The organism is Pseudomonas sp. 3-2, assembly GCF_019710535.1.
Classification (GTDB): Bacteria; Pseudomonadota; Gammaproteobacteria; order Pseudomonadales; family Pseudomonadaceae; genus Aquipseudomonas; species Aquipseudomonas pharyngis.
The window spans coordinates 3317355-3341805 of the sequence record NZ_CP081200.1 but is presented as its reverse complement, the minus strand read 5'-3'; the positions used below and the strand labels follow the sequence as shown (position 1 = coordinate 3341805).

17 protein-coding genes and 1 tRNA gene are annotated in these 24451 nt (G+C 61.8%); 8 read left to right on the top strand and 10 right to left on the bottom strand.

Annotation, left to right across the window (positions count from 1 at the left end; genetic code table 11):
- Window positions 1–23: 23 nt before the first annotated feature.
- Window positions 24–995, bottom strand: a complete 972-nt coding sequence (locus K3819_RS15000) for a GlxA family transcriptional regulator (RefSeq protein WP_085610287.1) — start codon at window positions 993–995, stop codon at window positions 24–26.
- 105 nt (window positions 996–1100) lie between these two features.
- Between K3819_RS15000 and K3819_RS14995 the strand changes: the two genes are divergently transcribed.
- The 3 genes from K3819_RS14995 (at window position 1101) to K3819_RS14985 (ending at window position 4050) form a co-directional block, all read left to right on the top strand.
- Window positions 1101–1898 carry an SDR family oxidoreductase gene (locus K3819_RS14995; protein WP_221397342.1) on the top strand — a complete coding sequence of 266 codons (798 nt, stop codon included), beginning with the start codon at window positions 1101–1103 and terminating at the stop codon, window positions 1896–1898.
- Between the two features lie 23 nt (window positions 1899–1921).
- The gene (locus K3819_RS14990) at window positions 1922–2686 is read left to right on the top strand and encodes an SDR family oxidoreductase (RefSeq protein ID WP_011334128.1); all 765 of its coding nucleotides are present in this window, start codon (window positions 1922–1924) and stop codon (window positions 2684–2686) included.
- Between the two features lie 212 nt (window positions 2687–2898).
- Window positions 2899–4050 carry a major royal jelly family protein gene (locus K3819_RS14985; protein WP_260328921.1) on the top strand — a complete coding sequence of 384 codons (1152 nt, stop codon included), beginning with the start codon at window positions 2899–2901 and terminating at the stop codon, window positions 4048–4050.
- 72 nt (window positions 4051–4122) lie between these two features.
- Here the strand turns inward: K3819_RS14985 and K3819_RS14980 are convergent, their stop codons facing one another.
- Window positions 4123–5094: a LysR family transcriptional regulator gene (locus tag K3819_RS14980; protein ID WP_221397341.1), complete on the bottom strand. Its 972-nt coding sequence runs from the start codon at window positions 5092–5094 to the stop codon at window positions 4123–4125.
- Window positions 5095–5378: 284 nt separating this feature from the next.
- Here K3819_RS14980 and K3819_RS14975 point away from each other — a divergent pair, with 284 nt between their 5' ends.
- Window positions 5379–7784: a glucose/quinate/shikimate family membrane-bound PQQ-dependent dehydrogenase gene (locus K3819_RS14975; RefSeq protein WP_221397340.1), complete on the top strand. Its 2406-nt coding sequence runs from the start codon at window positions 5379–5381 to the stop codon at window positions 7782–7784.
- Window positions 7785–7868: 84 nt separating this feature from the next.
- Complete coding sequence (locus K3819_RS14970) at window positions 7869–9167, top strand: carbohydrate porin (protein WP_221397339.1); 1299 nt, start codon at window positions 7869–7871, stop codon at window positions 9165–9167.
- A gap of 67 nt (window positions 9168–9234) precedes the next feature.
- On the opposite strand, the gene K3819_RS14965 is transcribed toward K3819_RS14970, so the two are convergent.
- Window positions 9235–11430 carry an OsmC domain/YcaO domain-containing protein gene (locus tag K3819_RS14965; RefSeq protein WP_221397338.1) on the bottom strand — a complete coding sequence of 732 codons (2196 nt, stop codon included), beginning with the start codon at window positions 11428–11430 and terminating at the stop codon, window positions 9235–9237.
- A 207-nt stretch (window positions 11431–11637) separates the two neighbouring features.
- Between K3819_RS14965 and K3819_RS14960 the strand changes: the two genes are divergently transcribed.
- A complete protein-coding gene (locus K3819_RS14960; RefSeq protein WP_409348298.1) occupies window positions 11638–12933 on the top strand; it encodes an OprD family porin in 1296 nt (431 codons plus the stop codon).
- A gap of 6 nt (window positions 12934–12939) precedes the next feature.
- Here K3819_RS14960 and K3819_RS14955 read toward each other — a convergent pair.
- From K3819_RS14955 to fdnG, 7 genes are all read right to left on the bottom strand, one after another.
- Window positions 12940–13035, bottom strand: a tRNA-Sec gene (locus K3819_RS14955).
- Between the two features lie 6 nt (window positions 13036–13041).
- The gene (selB, locus tag K3819_RS14950; protein ID WP_221399699.1) at window positions 13042–14952 is read right to left on the bottom strand and encodes a selenocysteine-specific translation elongation factor; all 1911 of its coding nucleotides are present in this window, start codon (window positions 14950–14952) and stop codon (window positions 13042–13044) included.
- Window positions 14949–16358 carry an L-seryl-tRNA(Sec) selenium transferase gene (gene selA, locus K3819_RS14945; RefSeq protein ID WP_221397337.1) on the bottom strand — a complete coding sequence of 470 codons (1410 nt, stop codon included), beginning with the start codon at window positions 16356–16358 and terminating at the stop codon, window positions 14949–14951. Before selA ends, selB begins: the two co-directional genes overlap by 4 nt.
- A 47-nt stretch (window positions 16359–16405) precedes the next feature.
- Window positions 16406–17332: a formate dehydrogenase accessory protein FdhE gene (gene fdhE, locus K3819_RS14940; RefSeq protein ID WP_221397336.1), complete on the bottom strand. Its 927-nt coding sequence runs from the start codon at window positions 17330–17332 to the stop codon at window positions 16406–16408.
- 3 nt (window positions 17333–17335) lie between these two features.
- A complete protein-coding gene (locus K3819_RS14935; protein WP_085654089.1) occupies window positions 17336–17989 on the bottom strand; it encodes a formate dehydrogenase subunit gamma in 654 nt (217 codons plus the stop codon).
- The gene (fdxH, locus tag K3819_RS14930; RefSeq protein WP_221397335.1) at window positions 17986–18921 is read right to left on the bottom strand and encodes a formate dehydrogenase subunit beta; all 936 of its coding nucleotides are present in this window, start codon (window positions 18919–18921) and stop codon (window positions 17986–17988) included. Before fdxH ends, K3819_RS14935 begins: the two co-directional genes overlap by 4 nt.
- A 14-nt stretch (window positions 18922–18935) precedes the next feature.
- A complete protein-coding gene (gene fdnG / locus K3819_RS14925; RefSeq protein ID WP_221397334.1) occupies window positions 18936–22001 on the bottom strand; it encodes a formate dehydrogenase-N subunit alpha in 3066 nt (1021 codons plus the stop codon).
- 322 nt (window positions 22002–22323) lie between these two features.
- Between fdnG and K3819_RS14920 the strand changes: the two genes are divergently transcribed.
- Complete coding sequence (locus K3819_RS14920; RefSeq protein ID WP_221397333.1) at window positions 22324–23472, top strand: MalY/PatB family protein; 1149 nt, start codon at window positions 22324–22326, stop codon at window positions 23470–23472.
- Between the two features lie 95 nt (window positions 23473–23567).
- The gene (locus K3819_RS14915) at window positions 23568–24425 is read left to right on the top strand and encodes an SDR family oxidoreductase (protein ID WP_221397332.1); all 858 of its coding nucleotides are present in this window, start codon (window positions 23568–23570) and stop codon (window positions 24423–24425) included.
- The last annotated feature ends 26 nt before the right edge of the window (window positions 24426–24451 follow it).

Genomic DNA, 24451 nt, shown 5'->3' with positions numbered 1-24451 from the left:
TGGCTGATCGGGGCGCTTACGGATTAGCGCCCCGATGAGGTGTATTCCCCCTGGCCGATCCGCCTGGCATCTCGTCGAACCGCCTGCGGCGGAACGCCAAACCCTCGCATGAACACTTCGCGCATGTGGCGACGGTCTCGAAACCCCGTTTCCTTCGCCACGCGATCCAGGCTGTGACGACTTTGCTCGATCATCACGCGAGCGGCCTCCAGACGCAGGCTTTCAACAGCCTTGGCCGGTGACTGGCCTGTCTCGGCAGTAAATACCCGGGTGAATTGTCTGGGACTCAAGTGCACGACGTCGGCAAGTTCCTCCACGCTGAGCGGGCGGTCCAGGTGCGTGCGCGCATACTCCAGCGCGCTTTGAATACGGTCCGACTTTGGAGCAAGCGTAAGCAGTTCCGAATGCTGGGATTGCCCACCCGAACGCCGTTGATGCATGACCAGTTTGTGCGCCACCGACCTGGCCATGTCGGTGCCCAGATCCTTTTCCACCATGCCCAGCGCCATGTCCAGCGCGGCTGTCATGCCTGCCGACGTCCAGACGGGACCGTCGACGATGAAGATGCGGTCTTCCTCGACCTCGATTCTTGGATGCAGCTCACGGAGCTTGTTCGCATAGGCCCAGTGGGTGGTCGCCCTCCGATCGTCCAGAACCCCAGCCTGCGCCAGAACGAACGAGCCGGTGCACAGACCTGCTGTGCGTCGGGCTCCATCGACGAAGGCGCGCACACTGGCCAGCACTTCTTCATCTGGTGGATTCAACGGGGTCAGCGTACCGGTAATCATCCACGTGTCGGCCAATCCCGGGGTGCCCAGAGGGAGCGTGTCGATGTACATGCCCAATGAAGAACGCACGGTTCCGCCGCCGATCGAGAAGTTCTGGACCTTGTAGATCTCTTCCCCCGCAACGATGTTTGCGAACTCGAATACAGCCTGGGTTGCCAGGGACATCACCTGAAAACCCTCGGTAATCAGATAGCCGACGCGATGCATGACTGAACTCCTTTTTGAATGTCCTTAAACACTACCATATACGTCGTTTAAGACATCAGTCCCCTCCTTCATCATGGCTCCACACACAACCCACGGAGCTTGATCATGACGCAACAATACAAAGGCACTGCGCTCATCACCGGCGCGTCCACCGGCATCGGCTCGATTTACGCCGAACACCTTGCCCGCCGGGGTTACGACCTGGTGCTGGTGGCGCGCAACCGCGAACGTCTGAACGCACTGGCCAGCCGCCTGACCAGCGAAACCCGGCAGAACATCGAAGTGTTGCAGGCCGATCTTGGTCGCCCCGAGGACCTCGCCAAGGTAGAACGCAAGTTGCGTGAGGACGCCAGCATCACCTTGCTGGTCAACAATGCCGGCATCGGCACCCATACCGGCCTGCTGGAGAGTCATGTCGAGCGGATGGCCGAGATGATCACGCTGAACGTCACCGCCCTTACCCGCCTGACCTACGCCGCGATTCCAGGTTTTGTCGCCCGTGAACAAGGCGCCGTGATCAATATTTCCTCGATCGTCAGCCTGGCGCCGGAGCTGCTCAACGGCGTGTACGGCGGCAGTAAGGCCTACGTCACCGCGTTCACCCAGTCCCTGCATAAGGAACTCTCGGATAAAGGCATCCGGATTCAGGCTGTCCTGCCCGGCGCAACCGCGACGGACTTCTGGCAAATCGGTGGATTGCCTGTCGAGCATCTGGATCCGGGCATTGTGATGTCGGCCCAGGACCTGGTCGCCGGCGCTCTGCAGGATTTCGACAACGGCGTACTGATCTCCATCCCCTCGATGCACGACCTGCAAGGCTACGAGCGTTACGAAGCCAGCCGCCAGGCCTTGTTCTCCGAGCTTTCGAGCAACCGGCTCGCGCCGCGCTACAACGCCAACTGATCGCTATCAAAAGGATATGAATCATGAAACTCAGCGCTAACACGATCTTCATCACCGGCGGCACCTCCGGCATTGGCCGCGCTTTGGCCGAGGCATTTCACCAGCGCGGCAATCAGGTCATCATCGCGGGCCGTCGCCAGGCCCTGCTGGATGAGATCGCCCGGGCCAATCCCGGAATCGACACGGTCCAGCTGGACATCAATGACCCGCAGCAAATCAAGGACGTCGCCCAGGAAGTCATACGCCGCCACCCCTCGCTGAACGTGATCATCAATAACGCCGGGATCATGCCGTTCGATAATCCAGCCTCGGGTGATTACGACGACGAACAGGCGGTGAGTCTTTTGCAAACCAACCTGCTCGGCCCGGTGCGTGTCAGCGCCGCATTCGTCGAGCACCTCAAGCGTCAACCCGAAGCCTTCATCATCAACAACAGCTCCGTGCTGGCCTATCTGCCACTGGCTGCGACAGCGTTGTACTCGGCGACGAAGGCGGCCATTCACTCCTACTCGCTGTCGCAACGCTTCACCCTGCGCGACACCCGCGTAAAAGTGCTGGAGATCGCGCCGCCATGGGTCGACACCGACCTGATTCACAAAAGCGGCGATGAACGCGCCATGCCGCTCGACGAATTCATTCGGGAAACCCTGGAAAAACTCGAAACGGCGACCACGGAAGTGTTGGTGGATCGGGTCGTCCCGTTGCGAGCCAACCAAGGCATTAATGAGCACGCTCTGATCAATCAGTTCAATCAGGCACTGGAGGAGAACCCGATTCCGGTCGCCTGAGTTGAAGCCATCTGTCGTCAACGCTGCCAGCCCTCCCTGATGGAAGGCTGGCAGTTTTGTATTTTCCGCAAAATGCGGAAAGTCTTCCTGCGATCTGCTTCTGTCTGAAGAAGGTCTTCGTGCATAGCCTGTCACTGCCTTCTCGCGCTCACTGATTTATCGCGACTCGTGCTTGAAGGCTCCTCATATCACTGGCGCTCAAGGACTTGAACATGAACAGATTATTTAAAATCGCAGGCCTGGCCCTTGCGGTATCCGTAAGCGGCCTGGCCGTAGCGCAAAGTGATACGGGCAAAGGCGCCGGCATCGAACGTGTTTACGCGTTCAACGGGGCCATGCCGACAGGCGTGACGGTAACCGAAACCGGCCGGATCTTCGTGAACTTCCCCCGCTGGGGCGATGACGTGCCCTACACCGTTGCGGAAATTTCCAACGGTCAACTTGTGCCCTACCCTGATCTGAAAACCAATGTCGCGGATCCGCAGAACCCGGCCAAGGGATTCATCAGCGTGCAAAGTGTGGTTGCCGACGGCAAAGGCCGCGTCTGGGTGCTCGACACGGCAGCACCGAAGTTTTCCGCACCTCAGGCGGGCGGAGCCAAGCTGGTGGCGATCGACCTGACCTCCGACAAGATCACAAAAACGATTGTGTTCCCTGACGACGTCATCCTGCCGACCACCTATGTCAATGACGTGCGCTTTGACTTCCGTACAGGCAAGGAAGGGACCGCCTACATTACCGACTCTTCGGTCAGTGGTCCTGGCGGCATCATCGTGGTCGATCTGGCGAGTGGCCAGGCAAGCCGCAAACTGACTGGCGCCCAATCCACCTCGGCCGACCCGTCCTTTATCCCGAAGGTTGAAGGCAAGCCCGCACTGGTGACGCGCGACGCTCAAGGCAAAACCGGCCTGTTGACGGTGGCGTCTGACGGTATTGCCCTGTCCAGTGACGGCAAGACGCTTTACTTCTGCCCGTTATCGAGCAGGCATCTGTACGCCGTGCCGACTGCCCTGCTGCGTGATCCGGGGGTGAGCGATGCCGAACTGGAAAAAGCCGTCGTCGACCTCGGTGAAAAAGGTGCTTCCGACGGTCTTGAAGCCGATGCCGACGGTGCCGTGTACGCCGGTGACTACGAGCACAACGCGATTCGCAAACGCCTGCCGGACGGTCGCTGGCAAACGCTGGTCGAAGACTCACGAGTGCTTTGGCCCGATACGTTGTCGATCGGCCCGGACGGCTATCTGTATTTCACCGCCAACCAGCTTCATCGCTCGGCAGGTTTTAATGACGGTCAGGACAAACGTGTCAAACCGTACAGCCTGATGCGCGTCAAGATCGGCGCCAGGCCTGCAGCGACGTACTAGAGAAACGTCAGAGCAATGAGGTATGGCTCAAAGGCCTGAACCTGACGCGGCACCTGCAGCCTCGTCAGGTTCTCAATGAGCTACGTAACGTTCGAAGCGTTGCGCCAGGAAAGCCCTCAAGGCCTGTACGGCAGGTGTGAGCGAGGTCCGATGGGGGCACACGAGTTGGAGCGGTGCCGGCTGTCCGACGTCTGCCGGGAAAAGCTCCACCAGTCGACCGCTGCGCAAGTCATCCAGCACATCGATTTTCGACCTGTAGACGATTCCGAAACCGGCAACTGCCCAGCGACGGACGATATCGGGATCATCACTGACCCGGTCGCCCGTCACCTGAACGGTCCTGACACCGTCCGCCGAATGAAAGCTCCAGCGTTCGTAAGTCTGCTCCCCCATCACAAACCGAAGGCAGTTATGGTTGCCCAATTCTTCAGGTGTGGCTGGCCGGCCATGGCGAGCCAGATAGTCCGGCGAGGCGCAGACCGTTCTTCTGTTCGACGGCGCCAGGGCCAGAGAGACGAGGCTGGAATCGGCCAGCAAACCATAGCGGATACTGGCATCCAGTTGTTCGCCGACCAGGTCGGCAATCTGATCGCTGACCCGTAACTGCAACAGCACCTTCGGATGCAGTTGCTGAAACTCGTCGAGCCATCGCAACAGCACGTTTCGGCCGATATCCGACGGTATGGACAAGCGAATCGTGCCGGCGATTTCATCGCGACCTTCACTTAGTGCGATCTCGCCATTTTCGAGCGCTTCGAGTGCCTGCCGGGCATGGGAAAGGTAGCGTTCGCCATCGTCCGATAATCTCAAGCGCCGGGTCGAGCGAACGAACAACCTTGCTCCAAGACTGCCTTCAAGACGCTGAACCGCTCCGCTGGCCAAGGCTGGAGAAATGTCCAGCAATCGGGCGGCGGCGGAGAAACTGCCGGCCGCAGCCGTGGTGACGAATACCTGAAGGTCATCTACGCGGACTATTTTCTTCACGATCACGAAATTCTGTAGGGGGCGGACGAAGTTTTTCAGCGTAATGGGAAAAATGATCATTGCCCAGCCGCGGCTCAGGCGCCGGCGCTGTTAGCCATTAGTCTAATCAGCCCAGGCACCGGCGTGATCACTGCGCGAGCCATGCCTGTCACAAATCCCACTTCCCCTGACAGAAAAGCGACTTTCAACCGCTTTTCAGTATCGCTCGCAGCCTAACAGGCGCAAACCGTCCCCCGATCCAACGCTCCGCTGAGCAGCAAACTACACTTCATGCTGATTTAGTGATTTAACTAGGTAGTTACCTAACTATATAATGCTCGCCTCATTTCAACGGGACATTCAACGTGAAGCAGAGTCAACGCCTCTCGGGCATATCAACATTCATTCTGGTCGGGCTGGGCGTGATCATCGCCCTGCTCGGCCTGGCACTGGCTGCTGGCGGTGTGAAATTGGTCAGCCTGGGAGGCTCCTGGTACTTCCTGGTGGGTGGTCTGGTAATGGCCGTTTCCGGTCTGCTGATCGCGCGGCGCAAGCCTGCCGGTGCCTGGCTGTTCGCGGCGTTTCTGGTGGGGACCGCCATTTGGGCCGTGATCGACGCAGGGCTGGTGTTCTGGCCGGTGTTCTCGCGCCTGTTCATGTTCAGCGCGGTGGGGCTGGTGGTTGCGCTGGTCTATCCGCTGCTCAAACGCGCCAATGGTGACGTTGCAGGTCGTGGCGCTTACGGCGTTGCGGCTGTTCTGGCGGTTGGACTGGCCGTGGCTGCCGGCAACATGTTCGTTGCGCACCCGACCGTCGCCCCTACCGGCACCGGTCCGGGCCTGACGCCGGTCGAGCCGGAAAAGGCGCAGAAAGACTGGGCGCACTACGGTAATACCGAAGGCGGCAGCCGCTTCGCCGCGCTTGACCAGATCAATCGCAGCAACGTCGACAAGCTGAAAGTCGCGTGGACCTACCACACCGGCGACATCGCCGAGAGCGATGGCAACGGTGCCGAAGACCAGCTGACTCCGCTGCAGATCGGCAATAAAGTCTTCATCTGCACCCCGCACAACAACCTGATCGCACTGGATGCCGACACCGGTAAAGAACTCTGGAAAAACGCGATCAACGCTCAGTCCAAAGTCTGGCAGCGTTGCCGTGGCATGGCGTATTTCGACGCCAGCGCCGCCGTCGCCAAACCGGCCAGCGCGCCAGTGACTGAAACCCCGACCGCTCCGGTCGCCAACTGCACGCGTCGCTTGCTGACCAACACCATCGACGCTCGCCTGATCGCGGTCGACGCTGACACCGGCGAGTTCTGCCGGGGTTTCGGCAACAACGGCCAAGTGGATCTGAAGGCCGGTCTGGGTGATGTGCCGGACAGCTACTATCAACTGTCCTCGGCGCCGCTGATGGCCGGCACCACCGTGGTGGTTGGCGGTCGTGTGGCCGACAACGTGCAGACCGACATGCCGGGCGGCGTGATCCGTGGTTTCGACGTCATGACCGGTGCCATGCGCTGGGCATTCGACCCGGGCAATCCAACCGATCGCAAGGCACCAGCAGACGGCAGCACCTACGTGCGCAGCACGCCGAACAGCTGGGCGCCGATGTCCTATGACCCGGCGACCAACACCGTATTCCTGCCGATGGGCAGTTCGTCCACCGACATCTATGGTGTCGAGCGCAGCAAACTCGATCACACCTACGGTGCCTCCGTCCTGGCGCTGGACGCCAACAGCGGCGAAGAAAAGTGGGTATTCCAGACCGTCCACAACGACCTCTGGGACTTCGACCTGCCGATGCAGCCAAGCCTGATCGACTTCACCAAGGACGGTAAAACCGTGCCGGCGGTGGTCATCGGCACCAAGGCCGGGCAGATTTACGTGCTCGACCGCGCCACTGGCAAACCGTTGACCGATGTAAAGGAAGTGCCGGTCAAGGCCGCCAATATCCCCAACGAGCCGTACTCGCCGACCCAGCCGAAATCGGTGGGTATGCCGCAGATCGGTGCCCAGCACCTGACCGAATCGGACATGTGGGGCGCCACCCCGTACGACCAGCTGCTGTGCCGGATCGATTTCAAGTCGATGCGTTACGATGGCTTGTACACCGCGCCGGGCACTGACAAGTCCCTGAGCTTCCCGGGTTCGCTGGGCGGCATGAACTGGGGCAGCATCTCCACTGACCCGGTGCACGGTTTCATCTTCGTCAACGACATGCGTCTGGGCCTGTGGATTCAGATGATTCCGTCGCAGAACAAGGCTCAGGCCTCTTCCGGTGGCGAAGCGCTGAACACCGGTATGGGCGCCGTTCCGCTGAAAGGCACGCCTTACGCGGTGAACAAGAACCGCTTCCTGTCGGTCGCCGGCATTCCGTGCCAGGCCCCGCCGTTCGGTACGCTGACCGCCATCGACATGAAAACCCAGAAAGTCGCCTGGCAAGTGCCGGTCGGCACTGTTGAAGACACCGGCCCGCTGGGCATCCGCATGCACCTGCCGATCAAGATCGGTCTGCCAACCCTCGGCGGCACGCTGTCGACCCAGGGCGGCCTGATCTTCATCGCCGGCACCCAGGACTTCTACCTGCGCGCGTTCAACAGCGGCAACGGTGAAGAAGTCTGGAAAGCGCGTCTGCCGGTCGGCAGTCAGGGTGGCCCGATGACCTATGTGTCGCCGAAAACCGGCAAGCAATACGTGGTCATCACCGCCGGTGGCGCTCGCCAGTCGACTGATCGCGGTGACTACGTAATGGCTTACGCCCTGCCGTAAACCGTCGCGTTCGACTTCGTTTCACTTGTGCGCGGCACCTTCGGGTGCCGCGTTGTTTCATGTCCTTCGCTCTGGATTTGCGCAATGTCATTGGCTGTTCGCTTTTCTCACGCCGGGGTTTTCACCGGCATGCTGTTCGGTCTCACCTGCGGCGCTGCCCTGCCCGCCCTTGCCGATACCGATTCGAACATATTTACCCGCAGCACCCTGACCGGCGACTGGGGCGGCCTGCGCCACCAGTTCGACGAAGACGGCATCAAGTTCACCGGTGATTACACCGGCGAAACCGCCTACAACGCCGACGGCGGCCTGCATCGCTCGGCGCGTTACTCGCAGAACATCAAGCTCGGCGCGCAGTTCGACCTGAGCAAACTGTACGGCGTGGACAACGCCGGCAAGATTCAGCTGACCATCAACGACCGTCGCGGCAACAGTGCTTCTGAAGATCTTGTCGGCAACCGTCTGCCGATCCAGGAAAACTACGGTGGTCTTTACACCCGCCTCACCGAACTGAGCTACGAGCGCAGCCTGTTTACCCCGGCACTGAACGTCAAACTCGGCTACATGGCCATGGGCAACGACCTCGGCGGCCTCGACAGCGGCATCCTCTGCAACTTCATGAACGCCGGTTTCTGCGGCCATCCGCTGAACATGTCCGGTGGCAGTGGCTGGACCAACTACCCCAACGCCCACTTGGGTGTGCGGGTGAAATACGACCTCTCCCCGGCCTGGCAACTGCGGGTGGCCGCGTTCAATGTCGATCCGGAAAGCAACGGCAACTCCAGCCGTGCCTGGCACTTGGGCCCGAAACACATCACCGGCACCGTGGTGCCGATCGAACTGGTCTACAAGCAGGCCGGCAAACTGCCCGGCGAGTACAAGCTCGGTTATTACTACGACAGCTCCGACGTCAAACGCATCGGCAGTGACAAGGAAGTGTCCGGGCGCGGCGGTCATTACGTCCTGATCGACCAGGCCGTGTGGGCTTCGGACGTCTCCGAAGGCCGCAGCCTGCACGCCTTCGGCCAATACTCGGCGGCCAGCGAAGCGGCCTCGCCGTTCAGCAAGTGGTACGGTACGGGCCTGGTGTTGTACAAACCGTTCGAAGGCCGCCCGCGTGACACCGTGGCGCTGGGTTACGGCCGCGCAGTGCCGAACCCACGCAGCCGCGATGTGCAGCAGGACGCCGCAATGGCCAATGGCGCCGCGTTCCCCAATCTGGACAGCGCCGAACAATTGATCGAACTCGGCTACGGCTATCAGGCCACGCCTTGGCTGACGCTGCGCCCGAATGTGCAATACATCATTGAGCCAGGCGCGTTCTCCGGCCAGGACATCGACAATGCGTTGGTGTTTGGATTGCAGGTGAAAGCCGCGCTCTGACACCACCATTTGCCGACCACAAAAAAAGCACCCGAAGGTGCTTTTTTTGTGCGTGCCGCCAACCGAATCAACCCGCGAAGCTGGCCCGCGCTGCGTGCAGTTTCTTGTAGCTCTCGATCAGGCGCAGGTGCCGATCCAGCCCTTCCAGTTTCATGCTGGTCGGCGTCAGGCCGTAGAAGCGCACGCTGCCGTTGACCGAGCCGATCGCCGCATCCATGCGCTCGTCGCCGAACATGCGGCGGAAGTTGGCTTCGTAATCTTCCAGCTGCAGATCCTCGTCCAGCTCCATTTCCAGCACGACGTTGACCGCTTGATAGAACAAGCCGCGCTCGACGGTGTTGTCGTTGTATTGCAGGAAGGCCTCGACCAGATCCTTGGCCTGCTCGTACTTCTGCAAGGCGAGGTAGATCTGCAAGCGCAGTTCAAGGATGGTCAACTTGCCCCATGGAGTGTTGTCGTCGAACTCGATGCCGATCAGCGTGGTGATGTCGGTGTAATCATCCAGCTCGCTGTGTTCCAGGCCTTTGACCAGGTTGCGCAGACCGACCTTGCTCAGGTTGTGCAGGTTGAGGATGTCGGCACGGAATTGCAGCGCTTTGTTGGTGTTGTCCCAGATCAGGTCTTCTACCGGATAGATCTCCGAATAGTCCGGCACCAGAATGCGGCAAGCCTTGGCGCCGATGTGCTCGTAGACCGCCATGTAGACTTCCTTGCCCATGTCTTCGAGGATGCCGAACAGCGTTGCGGCCTCTTCGGCGTTGGAGTTTTCGCCGTTGCCGGAGAAGTCCCACTCGACGAATTCGAAGTCGGCCTTGGCACTGAAGAAGCGCCACGACACCACGCCGCTGGAATCGATGAAGTGCTCGACGAAGTTGTTCGGCTCGGTCACGGCCTGGCCCGAGAAAGTCGGCTGCGGCAGATCGTTGAGGCCTTCAAAGCTGCGGCCCTGCAGCAATTCGGTGAGGCTGCGCTCCAGCGCCACTTCAAAGCTCGGGTGCGCGCCGAACGAGGCGAACACGCCGCCGGTGCGCGGGTTCATCAGCGTCACGCACATCACCGGGAATTCACCGCCCAGCGATGCATCCTTGACCAGCACCGGGAAGCCCTGCTCTTCCAGTGCCTGGATACCGGCGAGGATGCCTGGGTATTTCGCCAGCACCTCGTGCGGTACATCCGGAAGGGCCATTTCGCCTTCGAGGATTTCGCGTTTGACTGCCCGCTCGAAGATTTCCGACAGGCACTGCACCTGCGCTTCGGCCAGGGTGTTGCCGGCGCTCATGCCGTTGCTGAGAAACAGGTTCTCGATCAGGTTGGACGGGAAATACACCACTTCACCGTCGGACTGACGCACGAACGGCAGCGAGCAGATGCCGCGCTGGGTGTTGCCGGAGTTGGTGTCGTACAGGTGCGAGCCGCGCAGTTCGCCGTCGCGGTTGTAAATGCCCAGGCAATAGTCGTCGAGGATTTCCGCAGGCAACTCATCCTTGGCACCCGGCTTGAACCAGCGCTCGTCCGGGTAATGCACGAATTCGGCATTGGCGATCTCTTCGCCCCAGAACTGATCGTTATAGAAGAAGTTGCAGTTGAGCCGCTCGATGAACTCGCCCAGCGCCGAGGCCAGCGCGCCTTCTTTGGTCGCACCCTTGCCATTGGTGAAGCACATTGGCGACTGCGCATCGCGGATGTGCAGCGACCAGACGTTGGGCACGATGTTGCGCCACGAAGCGATTTCGATCTTCATGCCCAGGTCGGCCAGAATCCCCGACATGTTGGCGATGGTCTGTTCCAGCGGCAGGTCCTTGCCGGCAATGCAGGTGCCCGCGCCTGAGGTGGACGCCGGCATCAGCAAGGCCTGGGCATCGGCGTCGAGGTTCTCGACTTCCTCGATTACGAACTCCGGCCCGGCCTGCACCACCTTCTTCACCGTGCAGCGGTCGATGGAGCGCAGGATGCCCTGGCGATCCTTCTCCGAGATGTCTGCCGGCAGTTCGACCTGGATCTTGAAGATCTGGTTGTAGCGGTTTTCCGGATCGACGATGTTGTTCTGCGACAGACGAATGTTTTCGGTCGGGATGTTGCGGGTGCTGCAGTACAACTTTACGAAGTAAGCCGCGCACAAGGCCGACGACGCCAGGAAATAGTCGAACGGACCCGGTGCAGAGCCATCGCCCTTGTAACGGATCGGTTGGTCGGCCACCACCGTGAAGTCATCGAACTTGGCTTCGAGTCGGAGGTTGTCGAGAAAATTGACCTTGATTTCCATGCGGATTACCAGAATAGCGAGCTAAACAAATTGGCCGCCATTATCCGGCTTTTGAGCGTGAAGTCTTGTGCTTTGAGCAATCAATCCTGAGCCGGCCGGCGGAACATGACGCTTGTTCACACATTCAACTCAGCACATGCGCTCAATCGCCGGCAGCCGATCCGCGTGACCATGGCGTCACCTTCCGCCAATCCTGGTTGCTGACACATGATGGTTTTATCCAAGCCGCGCCTCGCGCTCGCCTTAATGATTGGCGGGCTCGCCGACACCGCGTGCGCCAGCGGATTTCTCGACGACGCCAAGACCGAAGTGCTCAGTCGCAATTTCTACTTGAGCAACGATTACCGCTCGCCCTCGCCTGCCGGAAAAAACTACAAACAGGAATGGGCTCAAGGGTTTATCGGCACTTTCGCATCCGGTTTCACTGAGGGAACCGTCGGGGGTGGTCTCGATGCCCACGCCTTTTATGGGCTGAAACTCGATGGCGGCAAGGGGCATTCCGGCACCGGACTTTTGCCGGTGGACAGTGATGGCCGTAGCGAAAGCGAATACTCCAGCGCCGGTGGTGCGCTGAAGTTGAAGACTTCGAAAACCACCCTCGCCTTCGGTGAAATGACCGTGGAAACGCCGGTGTTCGACACCTCGGACAAACGCCTGCAACCGGAATACGCCACGGGGTTGCTGCTCGACAGCCACGAGATCGAAAACGCGCGCCTTGTCGCCGGGCGTTTCACGGCGTTCAAGAACCAGGACAGTTCTTCCGGCAAAGGCGACTTTCAGGGCTATGGCGCCAGCACCCAAGGCGAAAGCATCAGTTTTGTCGGCACCGACCTGTTCAGCGACAGCCCGGTGGGCGGCGCGCTGTATGCGTCCGATCTGAGCGACACCTGGCGCCAGTACTACGCCAACCTGCATTTCAAACAGTCCGGTCTGTTGCTCGACGCCAACGTCTACCACACCCGCGACACCGGGCAGGCACTGGCCGGCGACATCGACAACACCGCGTTCAGCCTATCGGGCAAATACACCGTTGGCGCCCACGCGGTCATGCTCGGCTGGCAACGCATCAATGGCGACACGCCCTTCGATTTCGTTGGTGGCGACTCGATCTACCTGGCCAACTCGATCAAATACGCCGACTTCAACGGTGCCCACGAGCGCTCCTGGCAAGCGCGTTACGACCTCGATCTCGGCGCCTTCGGCATTTCGGGGCTGAATTTCATGACCCGCTACGTTTCCGGCAGCCACATCGACGGCACCCACGCGCCCAAGGGCGGCGCCTATAACCCGTTCGACGCGGATTCCGGTGAATATCAGCCTCAGCAAGGGGACGGCGGCAAACACTGGGAACGCGACATCGATCTGCGTTACATCGTCCAGTCCGGCGCGGCCAAGGATCTGTCGGTGCAGCTGTCCCACGTTTCGCACCGGGCCAACAGCGCTCAGGCGGGTGATGACATTGACCGGATCTACGTGGTGATTCAGTACCCGCTGGGCTTTTGAGGGAATTGGCGGAAGGCAGCCGGAGTCGAACCTGCCCGGGAACGGATGCCGTCCCCAACCGGGTTTGAAGCCCGGCCGCGCCACCGGGCGCGATTGCCTTCCTTGAACTCAGTCCGCGCCGGGGTTGGCCAGCGCACTGTCGCAGCGGATTTGCCGGCCTTCGCCGACGCGCCGGGTCAGGCCCAGCCGATCGAAGTATTCGAGGATCTGAATACTGCGCTTGCGTCCCAAGCCTAGCGCATCGCGGAAGGCCGTGACTTCGATCTGCGGATTTTCTTCGGCCAGGCGCAGCAGCACCGCCACCATTTGCCGCAGAGTGATGTCGGTGACAAACAGGTCGCGCACCACTTGATGCATCACGCCAAGGCGCGCCAGTTTGCGCAGCAGCAAACGCACGATTGCGTCGTCCTGACCGACGACTTTCGCCACGTCACGTACCCACGGTGGATCGAAGCCGGCCTGTTCAAACAACGGCTGCAACGCCTGCCACAGGGTTTCGTCGTCGGCGCTCAGGCGCACCTGATGGTCGGGCAAATGCAGCCACGGGCCGCTGGCGACCAGTGAGCCGGCGCCGAGCAACTCTTCCAGCAGGCTGATGAAGCTCGCGCGTTCGAGGCTCAAACTGCTGAAACGCCGCAGACGGTCGCGGTCCGGACCCATCTGATCGGGCTCCAGCTCATGAAAACGCGCCAGTTGCTCCAGCAGCCTGAACTTGAGCATGCCCCAGCGCTGCGCATTGAACAGCACCGGGCCCTGACGGGTTTCGATCAGGCGGACGTTGTCCGGCAGCGTCCAGCCGTCACGCGGGCGATTGAACTGTCGCTCCAGGCGTTGCGGGTCGAGGCCGCTTGCGCTGTATTCCAGCAACGTAGGCAAGGCCTGTTCCAGTTCGGAGCTGATCGCCAGTGCCCGCAGTTGTGCCAGCCGTTCCGGACTGCGCCGTTGGCGGGCCGGGGCGAAGGGATCGAGCACGCGCCCACCGCCGAGCGTTCGCTGGGCGCTGGCATCACGCAGGATCAAGGGATCACCGTGGACGCCGTGCACCGGGACGTTCGTCAGCAGTTGCGCAAACATGCGCTCGCCAGGCGCCAGGCTTGAACCCTCCAGCAAGGCGACTCGGGCGATCACGTTCTGAGTGCCCAGATGCAGGTGCACCGGCTGGAAATGCTCGAAAACCCGCTCGCCCGGCAGCAGCCGGAATTCGATGTCCAGCCGCTGGGTCGGCGCGTGCAGCCATTCGGCAAGCAACCATTGGCCGCGATGGATCTGCCCGAGTTCCAGGCGGTCCGCGCTGATATTCAGCGCCACGCGCTGGCCGGCGAAGGCTTGTTCGGCGGTCTGATTCTGCGCGTGCAGGCCCCTGACCCGCACGGTTTTGCCCGCCGGGCCGAGGCTGAGCTTGTCACCCACGACGACCGAGCCCGAAAGCGCCGTCCCCGTCACCACAATACCGGCGCCGGCGACACTGAACGCCCGGTCGATGGCCAGGCGAAAACCGCCTTCGCGACTGCGCTCCTCTGCGTCTATCTCCAGCAACGCCTCGCGCAGCGCGTCGACGCCCTCGCCCGTCACGCTGGAAACCGTCAGCAACGGTGCTTCGGCATAGGGCCCGGGCGTCAGCAGGCTTTCAACCTGTCGGCGAACCTCTTCCACCCGGCCCGCCTCGACCCGATCACACTTGGTGATCGCCACCAGCGCCCGTGGAATGCCCAGCAGCTCGACAATCGCCAGATGCTCGCGGGTCTGCGGCATCACGCCGTCATCCGCCGCCACCACCAGCAACACCAGATCGATGCCTTGGGCTCCGGCCAGCATGTTGTGGGTGAATTTCTCGTGGCCCGGCACGTCGATGAAACCGGTCAGCCCGGCGCCGGGCGCCAGTTCGGCGTACAGATAACCGAGGTCGATGGTCATCCCGCGCTCGCGCTCCTGCGGGCGGCGGTCGCCGGTTTGCCCGGTCAGCGCTTCGAGCAGTGACGTCTTGCCGTGGTCGATGTGCCCCGCCGTGCCAACGATCACGTTTGCAACTGCCCGAGTTGTGCCTGCCACGCCGGTTCATCGTCGAGTTGCCGCAGATCCAGCCACAATGCATCGTCATCGATGCGCCCGAGTACCGGGATCGGCAAGGCGCGCAACGCGGCTTCCAGACTCAGCAGGTAACGTCCGCGCAGGCGCTTCGACACCAGCGGGCGCAGGCACAGCGCCGCGCTTGGCAGGCGCGCCACCGGTTGGCTGCCGCTGCCGATCATGCCCAGCGCTGGCATCGCCGTGACGGTCCAGCCCTCGCCCAACAACTCGGACAAGGCCGGTTGCAAGCGTGCGGCCTGGGCCAGAATCTCGGCTTGCGGGCGGGTCAGCAGGCGCAGGCTCGGCAAGCGCTCGGCCAGCCGATCCGGGTCGCGATAGAGCCCGAGTACTGCTTCGAGTGCGGCCAGGGTCAGTTTGTCGACCCGCAACGCGCGTTTCAGCGGGTTCTTCTTGATCTTCGCGATCAAGTCCTTGCGCCCGACGATCACCCCCGCCTGCGGCCCGCCGAGCAGTTTGTCGCCGCTGAAGGTGACGATGTCGGCGCCATCAAGCAACGCTTGACGCACCGTCGGTTCCGCCGGCAGGCCCCAGCGGGTCAGGTCCAGCAGGCTGCCGCTGCCAAGATCTTCCAGCAGCGGCAGATCATGCCGATGGGCCAACGCGGCCAGTTCGGAGGTTGGCACCCGGGCAGTGAAGCCTTCGATGCTGTAGTTGCTCGCGTGCACGCGCATGATCAGGCCGCTGCGTGGGCCGATCGCCGCTTCGTAATCGCGGGCATGGGTGCGATTGGTGGTGCCGACCTCGTGCAGGCGCACGCCGGCGCGGCTCATGATGTCGGGGATGCGGAACGCGCCGCCGATCTCGATCAACTCGCCACGGGAAATGATGCCTTCCTTGCGCGCGCCGAGGCTGTTGAGGGCCAGCAGCACGGCGGCGGCATTGTTGTTGACCACGGTCACGGCTTCGGCGCCAGTCAGTTCGCGGATCAGGCCTTCGATCAGGTCGTCGCGGTCACCGCGCTTGCCGCTGGCCAGATCGAATTCCAGATTCAACGGATAGCGCGCCGCGAGTTGCACCGCTTCAATGGCTTCTTCGGGCAACAAAGCGCGCCCGAGGTTGGTGTGCAGCACGGTGCCAGTCAGGTTGAACACCCGGCGCACCTGGCTGCGCTGCTTCAGGGCCAGGCGTTCAGAAACCCTTCCGGCCAGCGCTTCAGGGCTGATTTCTACGGCGGTCAGTTGCCCCGCCACCACGGCTTCGCGCAAGTCATCCAGTAACTGGCGAAACCCCGTCACCAGGGCCTCGCGCCCGTAACGCTCGGCCAATGGCTGGCACGCGGGATGGCGTAACAGGCTGTCGAGGGAAGGCAAACGCAAGGCACAGACACTGACGGACATCAGGCACTCCGGAAAAAAGCCGATGCGCCTGAGTGTAGACCCTTGCCTCATTCGTCTCCTGGCGCCAACAGCAGATTCGGCGCCAGCCGCTGATAGCCGTCCTGAGCCAGGCGCATGTCGAGCAACAGACTGCCCAGATCCGCCGACAGTGCCTCGCCTTCGCCGTCGTTTTCCAGATACAGCAACTTCAGATAGCTGTTGCAGCCCGGACAGACTTCGGCGCGCAGCGGCGCCTGATTGGCGGCGTGGCGGTCATCCTCAAGGCTCAGGTATTCCAAGCCTTTGCTCTGTTCGCAATACACGCACTTGACCCGTACCACATGCCATTCGCAGGCGCACAGCGAACACACCAGATAACGCAGGCCGTTGTGCTTGCCGCGATGGCGGATCACCCCGGCCATGGCCGGCGAGCCACAGGCCCGGCACTGGCTGAGGCTGTCGCCGGGTGTCAGTTGCAGGTTCGGTGCGCTGAGCAGCCAGTGACTCCACGCCGCTTGCAGCGCCGCCCCGAGAAACGGCACCAGCGCCGCCGGCACCAGCGAATACTGGCCGCTGACCAGCGCCACGGCCCAGGCGCGCCACTGGCCGGGGCTGGCGATGCGCAGCGTGGTCACGGCTTCGATCACGGCCGATTGCTCGGGGGCGACATAACGCTGGAGCAAGGCCTCGAGATACAGCTGCCAAGTGTCCTCGCGAATCAAGGTGTCGGCGGCAAACGGCGGCATGCCGTGTTGCCGGCAGACCTCCAGCCGCTGTTCATCAAGCGGCGCGGTCGAGGGCGGATCATCGAGGATCTGCTGCTGGACGCGGCACAATCCAGCGATCAGGTGCAGGTAATCGGCCAGCGGATGACCTTCGGCCAAACGCTCCAGACGCTGGGCTCGCAGCATGAACAGGTTGGGTGGCGGCAAATGCAGAAACGGCGGCGAACTGGCCGCCGCTTCGATTTCTCCGGGTTCGAGGATGGTTGGCAACTGTCAGCCCTTTTTCGTGACCGGTCGCTCTGGCGGATCTTTGCTCTCCACCTCGCGATACCAGAGTGCATGGTGTTTCCTGGCCCAGGCGCGACTGACCCAGCCGTGCATCATCGCGTCCACCGAACCCTTGATCCAGATCCCGGCGTAGATGTGAACGATGATGCTCAGGATCAGCACAAACCCCGCCAGAGCGTGCAGCAGCATGGCCCAGCGAATCGTGGTGATGCCGAAGTAATGACTGAAATACGCGCGCCAGATCACCAGTCCCGTGAACAGCAATCCGAGCATGCACAGCAGTAAAGTCCAGAACAGCAGCTTTTGCCCGGCGTTGTATTTGCCCACCGCCGGCACGGTCTCCTCGTCGTTGACCAGCACCCGGTCGATGCGCCGCAGCCATTTCCAGTCGTTGTCGATGAAGAAGTTCGAGCGCCAGAAGCGAAACACCAGGCCCAGGAAGAACACGAACATCAGCACGCCCATGAACGGGTGCAGGATTCGCGTCCACGGCCCGCCGCCGAACAGGTGGGTCAGCCAGAACATTGACGGATGAAACAGCGCCAGCCCCGACAACCCGGCCATGAAGAACAGAATCGCCACCAGCCAGTGATTGGTGCGCTGGTTGGCGGTGTAGCGCAGGATCGTCTTGTTGCTCATGGCCGGCCCTCCCCGCGTGGGTCGAAGGTGTGCACCGCCGGATCGACGACGTGCACCGAGGTGTCGGGCGGATCGGGATGTTCATCTTCCTCGACCCGGTTCGGGCCGATCCGCACGTAATGGAAGAACCCGGCCAGCACCGCCGCGCCCATGGCCAGCAGACCCAACGGCTTGCTGATGCCTTTCCACAAACCCACCAGCGGACTGATCGCGGGGTTGTCCGGCAGGCCGGCGTAGATTTTCGGGGTATCGGCGTGGTGCAGCACGTACATGACGTGGGTGCCGCCGACGCCTTGCGGGTCATACAGACCGGCGTTGTCGAAGCCACGGCTTTTCAGGTCGACGATGCGTTCGGCGGCATGGGTTTTCATGTCGTCCTTGGTGCCGAACACGATGGCGCCGGTCGGGCAGGTTTTCACGCAGGCCGGTTCCAGACCCACCGCCACCCGGTCCGAACACAGCGTGCATTTGTAGGCCTTGTGATCCTTCTGCGAAATGCGCGGAATGTTGAACGGGCAACCGGTGATGCAATAACCGCAGCCGATGCAGTGATCCTGATCGAAATCGACGATGCCGTTGGCGTGCTTGATGATCGCGCCGGGGCTGGGGCACGCCGCCAGGCATCCGGGTTCGGCGCAGTGCATGCAGCCGTCCTTGCGGATCAGCCATTCGAGGTTGCCGGCGTCGGTTTCGTGCTCGGTGAAGCGCATCAGCGTCCATGAATCGGCGCTCAGGTCCTGCGGGTTGTCGTAGGTGCCGTGGTTGTGGCCGACTTCGTCACGCAGCTCGTTCCATTCCGAGCACGCGACCTGACAGGCCTTGCAGCCGATGCATTTGGTGGTGTCGATCAACTTGGCCACCTGTTCCTGGCCGCGTATCGAAGGCGCCGGAGTGGTGGTGGCCGAGCGGGCAATGATGTCTTGGCTGGCCATCTAAAGATTCTCCATCAGAGCTTCTCCACGTTGACCAGGAATGACTTGGATTCCGGGGTCTGTGTATTGCCATCGCCGAGGAACGGCACCAGGGTGTTGGTCAGGTAACCGTGGCGCGTCAGGCCGGTGAAGCCCCAGTGAAGCGGAATGCCGATCTGGTGCACCACCTGGTTGTTGACCTGCAACGGCCGGATCCTTTTGGTCACCACCGCCACCGCTTCAATGAACCCGCGCTTGCTGCTTACGCGTACCCGGTCGCCGGCAACGATGCCCTTCTCTTTGGCCAGTACTTCGCCGATCTCCACGAACTGCTCCGGTTGGGCAATCGCGTTCAACTTGCAGTGCTTGCTCCAGAAGTGGAAGTGCTCGGTCAACCGGTAGCTGGTGGCGGCGTACGGGTAATCCTTGGCGACGCCAAGGCTGTCCCATACCGAATCGAAGATCCGCGCCGCCGGGTTGCTGGTGGCTTTCTTGTTTTCCGGGTGCAGCGGGTTGATGCCGATCGGCGTTTCGAACGGCTCGTAGTGCTCGGGGAATGGCCCTTCGTTCATCTTGTCGACGGCGAAGAACCGCGCCACGCCTTCGGGATTCATGATGAACGGGCTCATCCCGGCTTCCGGCGGCACGTCGGCCTTGTAGTCCGGAACATCAGTGCCGCCCCAGGCTTTGCCGTTCCACCAGACCAGGCGTTTTTTCGGATCCCAGGGTTTGCCGGCGACATCCGCCGAAGCGCGGTTGTACAGAATCCGTCGGTTGGCCGGCCAGGCCCACGCCCAGCCTTGATGCTGATGCATGCCGTAAGGGTCGTTGTTGTCGCGGCGGGCCATCTGGTTGCCGGCTTCGGTCCAGCTGCCGCAGAAAATCCAGCAGCCGGACGCGGTGCTGCCGTCATCTTTGAGCTGGGCGAACCCGGCCAGTTGCGAATTGCCCTTGATCGCCGCACCCGTGGCGTCGGTGAAATCAGTGGTGGCGTAACCGTTGACCTCTTTGGCGATCTCTTCCGGCGAGGGTTCTTCGGCGATCTTGTACGGCCACGACAGTTTCAACAGCGGGTCGGCGAATTTGCCGCCCTCCGCCTGATATCGCTCACGCAGACGCAGGAACAGCGCACTCATGATTTGCACATCGGTACGCGCCTCGCCGGGGCCGTCGGCACCTTTCCAGTGCCATTGCAGCCAGCGGCTGCTGTTGACCAGCGAGCCGTCCTCTTCGGCAAAGCACGTCGTTGGCAGGCGGATGACTTCGGTCTGGATGTCGGCGCTCTTCACATCGTTGAACGGCCCGACGTGTTCCCAGAACTGCGAGGTTTCGGTGGCCAGCGGGTCCATCACCACCAGCCATTTGAGCTTGGCCAGTGCCGCCATCACCCGGTTCTTGTCCGGCAACGCGGCAATCGGGTTGAAGCCCTGGCACATGTAGCCATTGACCTTGCCCTGCCCCATCAGATCGAACACCTTGAGGATGTCGTAGTTGGGGATGTCGAGTTTCGGCAGGTAGTGGTAGGCCCACTGATTCTCGGCGGTGGCATTGGCGCCGTACCAGGCTTTCATCAGGCTGACGTGGAATTTGCTGTAGTTCTGCCAGTAGGACAATTGCCCCGGCCGCAGCGGGACTTGCGTGCGTTTATGGATGAAGGCCGCGTAATCCTGCTCGGCGTCGGTCGGCAAGGTCAGGTAACCCGGCAGCGCGTTGGACAGCAGACCAAGGTCGGTCAGGCCCTGAATGTTCGAGTGCCCGCGCAAAGCGTTGACCCCGCCGCCGGGCATGCCGACGTTGCCCAGCAACAGTTGCACTATCGCTGCGCTGCGGATGATCTGCGAGCCGATCGAGTGCTGGGTCCAGCCCAGTGCATAAAGAATCGTCATGGTCTTGCCCGGTGCCGAGCAAGTGGCGATTTCCTCCCAGATCTTTTTCATTGCATCGACCGGCATGCCGCAGATCTGGCTCGCCAGGTCGATGTTGTAGCGGCTGTAATGCTGCTTCATCAATTGGTAGACGCAGCGCGGGTCCTGCAGGGTCGGATCGACTTTGACGAAGCCGTCGTCACCCAGCTCGTAACCCCAGGTGGATTTGTCGGTGTAGCTGCGCTTGGCCGCGTCGTAACCGGTGAACAGCCCGTCCTCGAAGCCGAATCCGGCTCTGACGATGAACGATACGTCGGTGTAGTTGCGCACGTATTCGTGCTGGATCTTGTCCTCGGTCAGCAGGTAATTGATCAGCCCGCCCATGAACGCGATGTCGCTGCCGGTGCGAATCGGCGCGTAGTAGTCGGCCACGGATGCGGTCCGGGTAAACCTCGGATCGACCACAATCAGCCGCGCGGCGTTATGCGCCTTGGCTTCGGTCACCCATTTGAAGCCACAAGGGTGGGCTTCTGCTGCGTTGCCGCCCATCACCAGGATCAGATTCGCATTGGCGATATCGGTCCAGGTGTTGGTCATGGCTCCACGGCCGTACGTCGGGGCAAGACTTGCCACCGTCGGGCCGTGTCAGACACGCGCCTGGTTATCGAACCCCAGCATGCCGAGACTGCGAACCACCTTGTGGGTGATGTAACCCGCTTCGTTGGACGCCGCCGACGCCGCGAGGAATCCGGTGGTCAGCCAGCGATTGACCGTTTGGCCCTGGGCGTTCTGCTCGACGAAATTGGCATCGCGGTCGGCCTTCATCAGGTCGGCGACGCGGTCGAGGGCTTCGTCCCAGGTGATCCGGGTCCATTCGCTGCTGCCGGGCTTGCGCACTTGCGGGTACTGCAAGCGGCCGGGGCTGTGAATGAAATCCAGCAGGCCGGCGCCTTTGGGGCACAGGGTGCCGCGGTTGACCGGGTGGTCGGCGTCGCCCTCGATATGGATGATGTTTTGCGCAACGTTCTTCGCGGCGTCGCCCTGGCTGTACATGATCAAACCGCAACCGACCGAGCAATACGGGCAGGTGTTGCGGGTTTCATGGGTGTGGGCAAGCTTGAAGTGGCGCACCTGCTCGGCGAAGGCCTGCGTCGGGGCCATGCCCAACGCGCCCAGGCTAGAGCCTGCAAGGCCGATACCGGCGACCTTGAAGAACTGACGACGGCTGAGATCCATCGTGCACTCCTGATCAGGTGGAACCCGGTACTGGTGCCGGGTTTGTTCTGGACAATCACGGTTGCGGCACACGAGTGCCGACTTTTTCACTGTAGACAAAGCCTCTGCGACCTGTGTGAAAACCGACCGTCGGCCGTTTGTCGGAGCATCACCTCCCTGTGGGAGCGAGCTTGCTCGCGAAAAGCGGTGTGTCATTCAACATTGATGCTGCCTGACCAGACGCATTCGCGAGCAAGCTCGCTCCCACAGGTTTTGTGTGCTCCTTCAAGGGCATGGGCTTATCATGGCGGGCACGACCCATCTCCGCCTTCAGAGACCGCGCATGACTTTCGATTTTGATCAGGTATTCGACCGCCACGACACCGGCAGCACCAAGTGGAGCCGCTACCCGGCCGACGTGTTGCCGATGTGGGTCGCTGACATGGATTTCGCCGCCCCGCCGGTGGTCATCGAGGCGCTGCAACAACGTCTGCTGCACCCGTTGGTGGGCTACAGCGTGGCCCAGGACAACCTGCGCGAGGCCATCGTCGCCGACCTCTGGAACAAGTTCGCCTGGCGGGTCAAACCGCAGGAGTTGATCTTCCTGCCGGGCGTGGAATCGGGTTTCAACATGGCGCTCAAGGCGCTGGTGCAACCGCAGCAGAACGTCGTGGTGCAAACCCCGAACTACCCGCCGTTGCGTCATGCACCGGGCCATTGGGGCCTGAACAAGGTCGAGCTGGAATTCAACGCCCAGGCCGACGGCAGCTACGCCACCCCGCTGGACGCACTGCGTGAATCCCTGAACGGTGGCGGCGCCCTGCTTCTGAGTAACCCGCACAACCCGATCGGCAAGGTCTTTGGCCGTGAAGAATTGCAAGCGGTAGCGGACATCTGCGTGGCGCAGGACGCCTGGATCATCTCCGACGAGATCCACGCCGAGCTGTGCTACGACGGCCGCGTGCACATTCCGACCGCGTCCCTGAGCCCGGAAATATCCCGCCGCACCATCACCCTGATGTCGGCGAGCAAGGCCTACAACATTGCCGGCCTCAAGACGTCGTTCATAATTATCCAGGACGCGGCCCTGCGCGAACGCGTCAACCACGCCCGCTGCGGCATGGTCGACAGCGTCAACCCGCTGGGCATGGAAGCCACCCGCGTGGCCTACAGCGAAGCCGGTCCGTGGCTTGAGGCGCTGAAGCAGTACCTGCAAGCCAACCGTGACTGGCTGGTGGACGCCGTGCGCAACCGCTTGCCCGGGGTGACCCTCAATGTGCCGCAAGGCACGTACCTGGCCTGGCTCGACTGCTCGGCGCTGGATCTGGACGACCCGCAGAAGTTCTTCCTGGACCACGCCCGGGTCGGCCTCAGCCCGGGGCTGGACTTTGGCGACCACAGCCAGCAATTCGTGCGCCTGAACTTCGGTTGCCCGCGTTCGATGCTGGAAGAAGGTATTGCGCGGATGGAGCGAGCCCTCAAGTCCCGGTAATCAAGTCAGGGCAAATCCAAGCGTCAATCCGATCGAACTCAGCGCAAGCGGGTCGGGTCAACCGGCCTACTTGCCATGAGACCCGGAGATTGACGATGACCGACTATCCAAAACCCCCGTTCCCGAAACAGGCGCAGCCGGTTCCCGGTTCGCAGCGCAAGATGGAGCCGTATTCTGATTGCGGCGAACAGAGCTACACCGGCTCCGGTCGGCTGGCCGGCAAGATTGCCTTGATCACCGGTGCCGACAGTGGCATCGGTCGGGCGGTGGCGATCGCCTTTGCCCGCGAAGGTGCCGATGTAGCGGTCGCCTATTTAAATGAACACGAAGACGCCAAGGAAACCGCGCGCTGGGTCGAACAGGCCGGCCGCCAGTGCCTGCTGCTGCCTGGAGACATTGCCCAGAAAGCCCAGTGCCAGGCGTTGGTGGACAAGACCGTCGAGCGCTTCGGCCGCATCGACGTGCTGGTCAACAACGCGGCCTTCCAGATGACCCATGAAACCTTCGAGGAGATTCCTGACGATGAATGGGTGATGACCTTCGACGTCAACATCACCGCGATCTTCCGCCTGTGTCAGGCCGCCATCAAACACATGGGACCTGGCTCCTCCATCATCAACACCAGTTCGATCAACTCGGACATGCCCAAGCCCACCCTGCTCGCCTACGCCACCACCAAAGGCGCCATCGCCAATTTCACTGGCGGACTGGCGCAAATGCTCGGCCCGCGGGAAATCCGCGTGAATTGCGTGGCGCCGGGACCGATCTGGACGCCGCTGATTGTCTCGACCATGCCCGATGAGGAAGTGCAGCACTTTGGCGAGCAAACACCACTCGGGCGTCCCGGCCAGCCAGTGGAGGTCGCGCCGATCTACGTGCTGCTGGCGTCTGATGAAGCCAGCTACATCACCGGCCAGCGCTACGGCGTGACCGGCGGCAAACCGATGCTCTGAACCGCCTGCCAGAAAAAGTGAACCGC